At 42.9% G+C, this 12,744-nt stretch carries 10 protein-coding genes; all 10 read left to right on the top strand.

The features are described from left to right. The first annotated feature begins 342 nt into the window (after positions 1 to 342). Complete coding sequence (locus tag EIZ58_RS17895; RefSeq protein ID WP_134702251.1) at positions 343 to 1,758, top strand: SpoIIE family protein phosphatase; 1,416 nt, start codon at positions 343 to 345, stop codon at positions 1,756 to 1,758. A gap of 36 nt (positions 1,759 to 1,794) precedes the next feature. Beyond that, a complete protein-coding gene (locus tag EIZ58_RS17890; RefSeq protein WP_134702250.1) occupies positions 1,795 to 2,235 on the top strand; it encodes an ATP-binding protein in 441 nt (146 codons plus the stop codon). Next, positions 2,232 to 2,534: an STAS domain-containing protein gene (locus EIZ58_RS17885; RefSeq protein ID WP_134702249.1), complete on the top strand. Its 303-nt coding sequence runs from the start codon at positions 2,232 to 2,234 to the stop codon at positions 2,532 to 2,534. Before EIZ58_RS17890 ends, EIZ58_RS17885 begins: the two co-directional genes overlap by 4 nt. A gap of 32 nt (positions 2,535 to 2,566) precedes the next feature. Next, positions 2,567 to 4,606: a sensor domain-containing protein gene (locus tag EIZ58_RS17880; RefSeq protein WP_134702248.1), complete on the top strand. Its 2,040-nt coding sequence runs from the start codon at positions 2,567 to 2,569 to the stop codon at positions 4,604 to 4,606. 135 nt (positions 4,607 to 4,741) lie between these two features. Next, positions 4,742 to 5,470: a GntR family transcriptional regulator gene (locus EIZ58_RS17875; protein ID WP_134702247.1), complete on the top strand. Its 729-nt coding sequence runs from the start codon at positions 4,742 to 4,744 to the stop codon at positions 5,468 to 5,470. A 13-nt stretch (positions 5,471 to 5,483) separates the two neighbouring features. Next, positions 5,484 to 6,551, top strand: a complete 1,068-nt coding sequence (locus EIZ58_RS17870; RefSeq protein WP_134702246.1) for a BMP family lipoprotein — start codon at positions 5,484 to 5,486, stop codon at positions 6,549 to 6,551. A 174-nt stretch (positions 6,552 to 6,725) separates the two neighbouring features. After that, complete coding sequence (locus EIZ58_RS17865; protein WP_134702245.1) at positions 6,726 to 8,267, top strand: ABC transporter ATP-binding protein; 1,542 nt, start codon at positions 6,726 to 6,728, stop codon at positions 8,265 to 8,267. Then, a complete protein-coding gene (locus EIZ58_RS17860) occupies positions 8,248 to 9,333 on the top strand; it encodes an ABC transporter permease (protein WP_370297718.1) in 1,086 nt (361 codons plus the stop codon). Before EIZ58_RS17865 ends, EIZ58_RS17860 begins: the two co-directional genes overlap by 20 nt. Continuing rightward, on the top strand, positions 9,320 to 10,285 hold the full coding sequence (locus EIZ58_RS17855; RefSeq protein WP_134702244.1) for an ABC transporter permease: 966 nt from the start codon (positions 9,320 to 9,322) through the stop codon (positions 10,283 to 10,285). The genes EIZ58_RS17860 and EIZ58_RS17855 overlap by 14 nt, the downstream gene beginning before the upstream one ends. A gap of 148 nt (positions 10,286 to 10,433) precedes the next feature. Next, positions 10,434 to 12,704 carry a bifunctional 2',3'-cyclic-nucleotide 2'-phosphodiesterase/3'-nucleotidase gene (locus tag EIZ58_RS17850; RefSeq protein WP_134702243.1) on the top strand — a complete coding sequence of 757 codons (2,271 nt, stop codon included), beginning with the start codon at positions 10,434 to 10,436 and terminating at the stop codon, positions 12,702 to 12,704. Positions 12,705 to 12,744: the final 40 nt, after the last annotated feature.

Here is a 12,744-nt window from a genome sequence, read left to right as displayed (position 1 = left end):
GGTGTAAGACGTTTATTCTTTATTATTCAAATTCCACATCAGAGGTTGGAAGTCCTGCTCATCAAAACAAAAAAAGGGGGCTTCTCTAATTGCATTAGAAAAGCCCCAAGATAACTCTCATCCTAAACTATCCGTTATAGTTTAGTTATTATATTATACGAGAGAAGATCGTAATAGTTGCGCGAAATCTATTTTCTATCATTTGTTAATTTTTTATGTCCCTAATTGACTATTCAGTTTAGGCAATGTATGGTTAGGGTATAGGATTGTGAATAAAATCACAAGTGACTTATTCACAGTGGTAATAGTGCTAAAGTACCATATATATGAGGGGGAGCCAAGGTGGCTTTGTTTCTGGAAAACGAAGAACAAGTTCAAGCTTTGTTCAAGGCCATTCCAGATATCATTATTGTCAAGGATAGTAATGGAGGATGGGCCTGGGCGAATCAGGTGGCAATATGTATGTTTCAATTGCAGGATGTAGATTATCGAGGAAAGTCCAATTTTGAATTAGCACAATATACTTGGATTAAAGAGTTGCTGATTTCTAGTGATGTTACGGACGAACAAGCTTGGCAAGAGAAAAAGTCTTTTCGATTTGAGAAGAACTTTAGAGCTCCGGATGGAACCACTCAAATTTTTGATATTCTTAAGGTACCTACTTTTTACGAGGATGGAAGTAAAAAGGCACTCATTGTCATTGGAAGAGATATTACGGAACGGAAAAAGGTCGAGGAAAAGCTGCATCTAAATGCAAAGATCCTAGAGGCTTCTAACGACGGCATCATGATTACGGATGCTCATAATACAATTATTTATGTTAATCCGGCCTTTACCCGCTTGACGGGTTATGGCTTAGAGGAAGTCTTGGGATTGAATCCTTCCATCATAAGCTCTGGAATACAAGATGATCGGTTTTATCATCAGATGTGGGAAGAGATCTTTTCTAAAGGAATGTGGCAGGGCGAGATTTGGAATAAAAGGAAGTCGGGAGAGCTTTTTTTAGAATCCTTAAGCATTAATGTCATCCGAAATGATCAAGGAAAAATCAGTCATTATGTCGCCGTGTTCCGAGATATCACGATTCGTGAGAAGCTAAAAAAAGATGTGGTCTTAACCGGTGAAATTCAGAGAAAATTCCTCCCTTTGGATTACGAGAGTGACTGGTTGGAGATGAAGTCTATCTATAAGCCGCTCCATTACGTTAGCGGTGATTTTTTTGATTACGTTTTCGACAAACGAAATAATCGATTGATCCTCAGTTTATTCGACTTAATGGGGCATGGACTAGCAACGGCCCTACAGATCTCTTGTTTGAAGGTGCTTTTTCGCCAAATCGCCACTCGAGAGTTAAGCCTAGAAGAGAAAATGGCTTGGATGAATAAAGAGGCTATTCAGTATTTTACCGATGAGACTTTTGCTGCGGCTATTTTAGTTGAAGTCAATCCGGTAGAACGTCAGTTAACATACTGCTCAGGTGGTATTAATCATTTCATTATGGCCACAAAGAAGAAAACCGTGGTTACTGCACCTGGGTCCTTTATTGGCTTAATGGAGGATGAATCCTATGAGCAGTACATGATTGATTATCAACCGGGGACACAGTTTTATTTTCTTACGGATGGCTTATATGAAAACCTAATAGAGGAAATAGATGATCATCGGAATTTTGATGAGACATTCTTATATCTAAGGGAGATTTCGAATGGACCGATGAATCGAGATGATGCTTCAGCGATTTGTATGAACTTTAAATGATAGAGAAGCCCTACTTGAAAGAGAGTGGATGGGGACATGACGGATATAGAATTAAAGTTTAAAGGATACGAAGGGTACAGGCTGGTTCGAAAATGGATAGGGGATACCATCAAGCAGATGCTCCCGACAGATTATGCAGGTATTGAAATAGCTTTGAATGAGGCGATTAATAATGCCATTAAGCACGGGAATGAAGGTCGCCCGGATAAACGGGTCGCCTTTCGTTTGAAATGCATAGACAATAAAAGAATCATTATCAGAGTTAAAGATGAAGGGAAAGGGTTTAGGCAGGTTCACGGAAGTGATGGAGTTCCTTGCATGAGTAAAGATTCCGGCCGAGGTATCTTTATTATGAGACATTTTGCCGATCGGATCTATTATAATAAGCAAGGAAATGAAGTGATGCTAGTTAAAAATAATAGCTTAGACCCTGTTAGCTCAAAGAAACAGCTCATTACACAAGGAGGAACCCTATGATTAAAGATATTCAAGCTTCCCATGGCCAAGTTCGTGTATGTCTTTCTGGCAGGATCTATGTAGATGTAGCTACTACGATTAGGGAAAAACTGTTTCCATACGTAGACCAAGGCTATAAAAATTTTATAATCCAACTTTCTGAAGTGGATTATATCGATAGCTCCGGACTGGGGGTATTAGTAGCCCTGCAGAAGAAAGCCGTACAAAACGGTGGAGGGGTATCCATTCAGGGACTACGTGGTCATGTAAAAGAACTATTTGAGCTTACGAGATTAACTAGAGTGTTTGATATTCAATAGATTTCGGCTTGATTCGGCCAAGGGGTGAGAGAATGGATGCGATGATCTTGAATCGGGCAGATCTATACTTAACAGTATTTCAGAATGTACAAGAGGGAATTGTGATTACAGATAAGCAGGGTTCCATTCTCTCCGTGAATCGGGCGTTCACTTTGACGACAGGATATCAAGAAGAAGAGGTAAGAGGAAAGTCCCCTAGTATACTGCAGTCTGGTAAGCAAGAGCCGAGCTTTTATGTGGAGATGTGGGCATCCGTCTATGAAAAAGGAACATGGCAAGGAGAGATATGGAATCGCCGGAAGAATGGTGAGATCTACTTAGAGTGGCTTATGATTGATACGGTTCGAAATGAGCGTGGTGAAATTACACATTATGTGGGGATTTTTTCAGACATTACGGATCGTAAGCGAACCGAAGAAAAGCTGCATTTGTATAGCAGGATATTTGAAAATACCAGTGAGGGTATCATTATTACAGACACAAAAGGTACTATTCTTTGGGTTAATCCTGCTTTTACCTTAACAACGGGCTACCTCCCGGAGGAAGCCATCGGACGTAAGCCTAGTATGCTTTCTTCCACTCAGCATGGGACTGAATTTTATATTGAAATGTGGACCACCATTTATGAAAAAGGAAGCTGGCAAGGGGAGATATGGAACCGGAGGAAGAGTGGGGAGGTTTACCCTGAATGGTTGAGTATTAACACCGTTAGGGATGAGAATGGCAACATTACGAACTATGTAGGAATGTTCTCTGATATTACAGAGCGGAAAAAGTCAGAAGAACATTTGAAATTCCTTGCTCATTATGACGTGTTAACCGAGCTTCCTAACCGCTTCTTATTTCACGATCGACTCAGCCAGGCGTTGCTGCAAGCGCAACGAGTGGGCAGGCAAGTGGCTGTTATGTTTCTGGATCTAGATCGTTTTAAATGGATCAATGACACCTATGGCCATGGGGTAGGGGATCAATTATTACAGAGCGTGGCGGCACGATTGAAAAAGTGTGTGAGAAAAAGCGATACAGTAGCTAGACTTGGAGGAGATGAATTTACCGTTCTTCTATCCAATATCCTGGAGGCGAAAGATGCCGCAAAGGTGGCAGAAAAAATCTTTCACGCTTTCTCGACTCCTTTTCAGTTGGATGAGCAAGAATTTTTTATTACGACAAGTATTGGGATTAGTGTTTATCCTGAGGATGGAGTGGATCTTGAAACGCTAATCAAGAATGCGGATGCCGCTATGTACTGTGCTAAGGAGATTGGTAATACCTATCAATTTTTCGAACCCGAGATGAAAAAGGCCACTACGGAAAAGATCTTGTTGGAAAACAGTTTGCATAAGGCGCTAGAACGCGGGGAGTTTATGGTTTACTATCAACCTCAAATTGATGTTCATTCTCGGAAGATCATGAGTATGGAGGCTCTGCTGCGTTGGAATCACCCTGAGCTGGGGATTGTCTCCCCCACTCAATTTATTCCTCTCGCCGAGGAAACCGGACTGATTGTTCCCATAGGGGAGTGGATTATCGAGACGGTTTGCAGGCAAAATAAAGCATGGCAAAGTCAAGGTTTTCAGCCTTTAAAAATCGCGGTTAATTTATCTCCTAGGCAGTTAATAGATAAGTTTCTGCCTAGCACAATCGCTCGTATCCTTCGCCATAGTGGGCTGGATCCTGCTTATTTAGAGCTTGAAATAACAGAAGGGATTAGTCTTAATCATATAGACAGCAATATCAAAACGATTAATGAGATTCGTAAATTAGGAGTAACGGTATCGATTGACGATTTTGGTACAGGCTATTCTTCACTAAGCTATTTAAAAAAATATCCTGTTGATCGATTAAAGATTGACCGTTCGTTTGTCAAAGACATTATCCATGATCCTCGTAATGCTGCCATTGCCCGCGCGATTATCGAGATGGCGCATGGACTGAATCTTAAAGTCATAGCGGAAGGCGTAGAAACGGAGGAAGAGCTTAAATTCTTTGTTGACAATCAGTGTGACGCCGTTCAGGGATACTTCTTTTGTAAGCCGATGCCCGTTTATGAAGTAGAGAAAAAATTGTCTTAAGATATGTGTAAACCCGCGGACAGACCATCCATGGGTTTACGTATCGTCAACACGCACATTATGGAAAAATTCACTTGATATTTGTCAGACATCAGACTAGAATAAGTGTGGGACATCTAGGAGGAGGATATCAAGATGATCATTAACCCTGATCCTCGCCCTCTATACATGAAAGTGGTCGATAAACTTAAAGAAGAGATCCAGCTAGAGCGTTTCCAGCCCGGACAACAGCTTCCTCCGGAGCCTAAGTTGGCGAAGTCATTAGGAGTGAGTCGAGCTACTTTACGTGAAGCCTTAAGGGTACTCGAAGAGGAAAATGTAGTAGAACGGATGCATGGTGTAGGAACCTTTATCAAGATCAATCCTGTCATTGCTGGTGGTATTGAGGAACTACTTAGCATCACGGAGATGATTGAGAGAAATGGCCAGAAGCCAGGGGCTGTGATGTTGAGCATCGAGCTGGTAGAAGTAGAAGAAAAGGATCAAGCTAGACTTCAGCTTCAGCCCAGAGAAAAAGTTTTACTTTTAAAAAGGATACGTACGGCAAATAATGAGAATGTAATATTTTGTATTGATAAGATTCCCGCCAAGTTTTTACCAGAGGATTTTTCGTACAAGCATCAATCTCTATTTGAGGATCTAAAGGAATCAACGAATCTAGAGATCCAGTACGCAAGGTCAGACATCTCGGCCATTGGCTACGATGCTCAGATCTCTAACCTATTACACTGCGAACCGGGGGAAAGTCTGCTTGTCCTCAATCAACTGCACTATGATCGATTGGACAGGCCGATCATATATTCCAACAATTATTTTCGTGCGAACAAGTTTAAGTTCTCCGTTGTTCGTCGAAGAAAAAATTAAGGGGGTAACACATATGTTAAAGAAAGGTTTATCTGTTTTCATGGCTACTTTGCTTGTTACAGCTGGCGTTTTAGCAGGATGCGGCGGGGGTAACCAAGCTCAACAACCAGCACCACAACAAGGTACAGAAGCTCCGCAACCGGATGCAGCAGAGAAATTAAAGATAGGCATGGTTACGGACGTAGGTGGAGTAAATGACAATTCCTTTAATGAATCGGCATGGGAAGGATTGCAAAAAGCCCAGAGTGATCTTGGAGTGGAAGCTCAATACGCGGAATCTAAGTCAGATGCTGACTATGAGCCGAACTTAAACCGCTTTGCACGCGGCGGTACAAACCTAACATGGGGGATTGGCTTCTTAATGGAAGATGCCATCTCTAATGTATCGAAGAGTATTCCAGACGCTAATTTTGGGATTATCGATTCCAATTTAGGTGGAGAAATTCCTCCCAATGTAGCAGCGGTTACGTTTAAAGAACATGAAGGATCTTTCTTGATGGGAGTTATCGCCGGTAAGATGACCCAATCGAATAAGGTTGGATTTGTTGGCGGGATGAAGTTCGCTCTTATTGAGAAGTTTGAATATGGATTCAGAGCAGGGGTTAAGGCTGTTAATCCTGATGCTCAAGTTATTGTAAACTATGTGGGTGCATTCGATAAGCCGGACCAAGGTAAAACCTTTGCTGCAACGATGTATGACAGTGGGGTTGATATCATCTTCCATGCTTCTGGTGCAACTGGTGATGGCGTATTTGCCGAAGCGAAGGAACGCGGGAATGTTTGGGTTATTGGTGTAGATAAAGACCAATCCTTCTTAGCCCCAGAAAGAACGTTAAGCTCCATGGTTAAGCGAGTAGATGTAGCGGTTTTCACGGTATCTGAGCAATTGAAGAATGGTCAGTTCCCTGGTGGAAAAGAAACAGTTCTCGGTTTAGCTGAAGAAGGGGTAGCTATTGCTCCTACTTCCGATAAGAATGTTCCAGCGGACGTCCTGGACATTGTGAAGGAATACGAAGGAAAAATTAAAGCTGGAGAAATCAAGGTTCCTCAAACAGAAGCTGAATTTAATGAGTTTAAGTAATACATGTAAAATGTTGCCATAGTGAATACTACACAGGACTAGGTTGTTAAACAATCTAGTCCTGTGTTTTACCTAGGCAGATAAGAATGGATAAACTGCCGCCTAACGCCTTTTAAGGCTTAGCGCCAGCCAAGTTTTTCTTTAGTTTAGTTGGAATGTAAGGGGTGGTGAAACATGTCGGATATAGTTGTAGAAATGAGGGGAATTACTAAACGATTTCCTGGTATCATCGCCAACAATAATGTTTCCTTTGCAGTAAAAAAAGGGGAAATTCATGCGCTGCTAGGGGAAAATGGAGCTGGAAAATCCACGCTGATGAATATCCTGTTCGGCTTGTATGAACAGGATGAAGGGGACGTTCTGATTCGCGGAGAGAAAGTAAGAATCCAAAGCCCGAACGATGCCAATCGATTGGGAATCGGTATGGTTCATCAGCATTTTATGCTTGTGGAGCCATTTACCGTTACGGAAAACATCATCCTGGGAAGTGAACCTACTCAGAATGGATCCATTGATCGCAAATTAGCCAGAAAAAAGGTCGTGGAGATCTCCGAGCGATATGGTTTGTCGGTGAATGCGGATGCTCGAATTTCTGAGATCTCGGTGGGGATGCAACAACGGGTGGAAATATTAAAGACATTGTATCGAGGAGCCGAGATTCTAATTTTTGATGAGCCTACGGCTGTCCTTACGCCCCAGGAAATCGAAGAGCTCATGGTCATCATGAAAAATCTGGTCCAAGAAGGAAAATCCATTATACTCATCACCCATAAGCTAAAAGAAATTATGGCGGTATCCGATATGGTGACCGTGATAAGAAGGGGAAAGGTCGTGGGTTCGGTAGCGACAAATGAGACGAACCCGAATAAGCTTGCGGCCATGATGGTTGGAAAAGAAGTTTCGTTTGAAGTGAAGAAGCAAGAGGCTGTGCCTGGCCCTGTGGTCTTAAGTATGCAAGATGTAAAATCATCCAATGAAAAAGGGATCCATGTACTAGATGGCATTCACTTAGAGGTAAGAGCCGGTGAGATTGTCGGTATTGCTGGAGTGGACGGGAACGGCCAATCCGAATTGATCGAAGCGATTACGGGCCTACGGAAGGTATCCTCTGGGACTATCACCTTAAACAATCAAAACCTGACGAATCGGTCCCCTAGAACGATAATTGAAGCAGGTGTTTCTCATATTCCGGAGGATCGTCATAAGAGAGGATTAGTCCTTGATTTTAGCATCGGGGAAAACATGGTGTTAGAAACGTATTATAAGGAACCTTTTTCTAAGAGTGGATTGGTTGATTATCATGCGGTGTTTAGCTATGCCAAAAAATTAATTGAAGAGTATGATGTCCGAACGCCAAGTGAACAGACATTGGCACGTTCTTTGTCTGGAGGAAATCAACAGAAGGCGATTATCGCCAGGGAAATCGATAGAGATCCGAAGCTGCTCATCGCGGCTCAGCCGACTCGCGGAGTAGATGTAGGAGCCATTGAGTTTATACATAAACGTTTGATTGAACAAAGAGATCAGGGAAAAGCCATTCTTTTGGTTTCTTTTGAACTGGAAGAGGTTATGCAGCTTTCCGATCGAATCGCCGTCATCTATGAAGGGAAATTGGTTGCTATCGTGAATCCGAAAGAAACGACAGAACAGGAATTAGGTTTCCTTATGGCTGGAGGAAGAAAAGACAAGCAAGAAGGTGAAATTGTTGGCAGCTGATAAGAAGGAACAAGCATTTTTCATACCATTAATTGCCGTCCTTTTGGGTTTGCTTGTAGGGGCCGTTTTAATGCTCATTAGTGGCTATAACCCTATTGTTGGCTATGGAGCGTTATTTACAGGAATCTTTGGCTCACTCTACGACCTCGGGGAGACGATTCGGGAAGTGACCCCCTTAATCTTTACGGGGTTAGCTGTGGCTTTCGCTTTTCGTACGGGACTATTCAATATCGGCGTGGAAGGACAGTTTATTGTTGGTTCTTTAGCTGCGGTAGCCGTAGGGGTCCTATTTGATTTACCATGGTATATTCATGCGCCATTTGCTTTCTTGGCGGGATGTGTGGCTGGTGGATTATGGGCTGCCATTCCGGGTTTCTTAAAAGCGAAGCTCCATGTACATGAAGTCATTACCAGCATTATGCTTAACTATGTTGCCCTAATCAGTGTGAATTATATTATCCGCACCTATCTGAAGTCCGCTTCGGAAAGAACAGAGAAAATTAAGAGCTCTGCTTCTCTTAGTTTCGAACCGCTATCCGCTTTATTTGATTACTCTCGTATCCACTTAGGGATTATCATTGCTCTCGTATTCGCCTTCTTATTTTATATCGTTCTTTGGCGGACTATTTGGGGCTATGAACTGCGGGCGGTAGGTTATAATCCTTTTGCCTCAGAATATGCAGGAATGAACGTGCCTAGAAACTTGGTTACTTCCATGATGATCAGCGGTTTGTTTGCTGGGGCCGGTGGAGCTGCCGAGAGCTTGGGTGTTTATGGCTATATGGCCATTAATGCCGCTTCTCCTGGATATGGATTTGATGGAATTGCCGTCGCTCTTTTAGGCTCTAATAATCCAATCGGCATTGTTCTCGCTGCGATTTTATTTGGTTCGTTACAATATGGCTCCAACAATATGCAACATCAAGCCCATATCCCCACCGAAATTATTACGATTGTCATTGCAGTTACCATTCTATTCGTGGCCGCTAATGGTGCTGTAAAATGGCTGGTTAAATGGGCACGCCGGAAGCCGAAAGGAGAGGCTAAGGAATATGACCGTACTTGATATACTTACAACGATTATCCACAATACAATCGTTTACTCAACACCTTTGATCTTTGCTGCATTAGGTGGAGCCTTTTCGGAACGGTCCGGTGTGGTCAACATAGGTTTAGAAGGATTGATGATTTCCGGTGGGTTTGCCGCTGCCGTTACGACAATCTTTTTTGGGGAAGCATTAGGACTTGGACCGCTTGCTCCCTACTTGGGACTAGCGATTGCCATTTTGTTTGGGGTTTTGTTTGCTCTGCCTCATGCCGTGGCGTCCATCTCCTTTCGTGCAGACCAAGTGGTAAGCGGGGTCGCGATCAACTTTTTGGCGATTGGTTTCGCTGTCTTCATGCTGAAAAAGCTGTTTAATGGAGCAGCTCAAACCACGACGATTCAAAATCCCTTTAAAAAGATCGCGATACCCTTTCTCTCGGATATACCCTATCTGGGCAAAATGTTCTTTATTGCTTATCCAACGTCTTACCTAGCCGTAATTTTAGCGTTTGTAACCTATTATATATTTTTTAAGACGCCTTTCGGATTGAGATTAAGAGCAGTGGGAGAGCATCCTAAAGCCGCCGACACACTCGGTGTAAACGTTATAAAGATGAGGTACACCGCTGTATTGTTAAGCGGAGCTTTCGCCGCAGCGGGTGGAGCAACGATTGCTTTAGCTATTACCAACAACTTTACGCATAGTACGGTTTCAGGGCAAGGGTTTATGTCTTTGGCTGCCTTGATCTTTGGGAAGTGGCATCCGATTGGGGCGCTAGGAGCCTCCCTCTTTTTCGGTATGGCACAAGCACTCGCTGCTGTAGGACAAGTTTTAGGGTTGACGAAATACATACCGGCAGACTTTCTAACCATGCTGCCGTATATTCTTACGATCCTGGCACTTGCAGGACTTGTCGGTAAAGCCAATGCGCCAGCGGCTGTCGGAAAGCCGTATGAAAAAGGACAACGATAATCAATGGGAAAAGAGACTGCCAATCGCAGTCTCTTTTTTACAATAAATTTACATATGTAAAAAAGGATTTTGATGAACCCTGTCGAATTTAATTATTGTCAGATGTCAGACAATACATGATAATTTAATCCATTGAGGGGGTAGCACGTTGAAGAAGAAGTCAACATTGTTAAAGAAGAAAGCAATGGTAAGCGCAACTCTTGTTTTAGGACTAGTCGCTCCATTTGCTGGCCCGAACTTTACCTATGCAGCAAATCAGGATATTGTGAACTTCCGAATCATTGGAACGACCGATATCCATGCCAACATTGTAAACTATGATTACTACAGCAATGGAGTAACCAACGCTTTTGGGTTATCTAAGGCTGCTACTTTGATTAACCACGCTCGTTCTGAGAACCCCAATAATCTACTTCTAGACAATGGAGATACGATTCAAGGAAGTCCGTTAGGCGACTATGTAGAGAACAAAGGTTTAGTGAAGTCAGGGTATGTTCATCCTGTGATGAGAGCCATGAATTTATTAAAGTACGATGCCGGAACTCCAGGAAACCATGAGTTTAATTACGGTTTAGAGTTCATGGACCTTACACTAGCTGGGGCGCAATTCCCCTATGTCAACGCGAATGTCATCGACAAGGCAACCGGTAAGAATTACTTTACCCCTTTCACGATTCTTGAGCGTAAGGTTGTAGACACCGTTGGAGAAACCCATACGATAAAGATTGGGGTAACTGGATTTGTACCTCCACAAATCTTAAGCTGGGATAAGAAGTATCTTGAAGGAAAACTAGATGTGAAAGATATTGTTAAATCAGCTCGGGAAGTTGTCCCACAAATGAAAGCAGCTGGTGCTGACCTCGTGGTTGTCCTTGCTCACTCCGGTATAGCCGAGTTCGACCAGAACCAAAATCTTAAGCCTTATACTGAGGGAATGGAGAATGCGGGCTATTATTTGAGCCAAGTGGAAGGCATTGATGCCATCGTTACGGGACACCAACATCAAAAGTTCCCAGCTGTAGGAAACAAAGTGTTCCCAGATGGCAATGGCATTGACAACACCAATGGAACCATAAATGGTGTACCAACCTTAATGCCAGGTTCATGGGGAGATAACTTAGGGTTGATCGACTTGCAAATCGAGAAAGTAGATGGCAAGTGGAAGGTAAACGAAGGTAAAGCCCTTCTGCGTCCGATTGTCGTGAATAAAGAATCGGCTGCGGATTCCGACAAAAACATTGAAGAGGCAGTAAAGGTTGAACACCAAGCGACTATTGAGTACATGGCGAGCCCAGTAGGAGAACTTAAGGGTGACTTGAACACGTTCTTTGCTCTTGTTCTAGACAATGCCTCCATGGAAATCGTGAATCGCGCTCAAACATGGTATGTACAGAATGCGATTAAAGGAACCGAGCACGAGGGGCTACCGGTCCTATCTGCAGCAGCTCCATTTAAAGCGGGACGTGGCGGAGTAGACAACTACACAAACGTAGCTTCCGGAACCCTTTCGATCAAGAATATCGCGGACCTGTATTTGTACGATAACAATGTGGTAACAGCCATTAAAGTTAAAGGATCGGACATTAAAGAATGGTTAGAATGGTCTGCTGGACAGTTTAACCAAATTGACCCTAACAAGACGGAAGAGCAAAACCTAATCAATTCTACGTTCCCCACTTATAACTTTGATATTATTGATGGAGTGACTTTTGAGATTGATGTGACTCAACCAGCGAAGTATGACGGCGGACAAAATGTCATTAACCCTGATGCTAACCGAATCAAGAACCTGCAATATAATGGAAAGGCGATTGATCTTAACCAAGAATTTATTGTAGCAACCAATGACTATCGTGCCAGCACAGGAAAGCTGATGAACCCAGGTGGAGTAAACACCATTCTGAGCGCTCCAGATTCTAACCGCCAGGCCGTATTAGAATATGTTCGAACGCATAAAGTCGTCGATGCTTCTGTCAATCATAACTGGAAATTCGCACCTGTTGAAAATGTGAACGCCGTATTCCCTTCCAATCCTAAGGGAGAAGAGTTAGCGAAAACAACGAAGCAAATCACGTATACAGGTGTAGTAGATGACAAAGGATTTGGCCTGTTTAAAATTGATTTAAGCGCTGCTGCACTGGGAGAAAGCAAGCCAGCACCAGCACCTGTCGTTACACCGGCTCCTACGCCAGCTCCTATTAAAGTGGTAACACCTGAAAAATCGCCAGTACAAGAACAAGTTCCTGCGGCTACACCTGCTGCAAAAACTCACATCGTGCAAAAAGGTGAAAACCTTTGGGCGATTGCGAAAAAGCACTACGGAAAAGGAACAGCTTTTACCAAGATCATGAAAGCAAACCAGGGTAAAATTAAAGCAGGCTTCTTAATCCAACCAGGACAAACGTTGTTGATCCCATAGAACTAATAACAAAAGCATGATCCGAATCGGATCATGCTTT

It is taken from the genome of Ammoniphilus sp. YIM 78166 (genome assembly GCF_004522215.1).
Classification (GTDB): domain Bacteria; phylum Bacillota; class Bacilli; order Aneurinibacillales; family RAOX-1; genus YIM-78166.
This window is presented reverse-complemented; position numbering and strand designations above follow the sequence as displayed.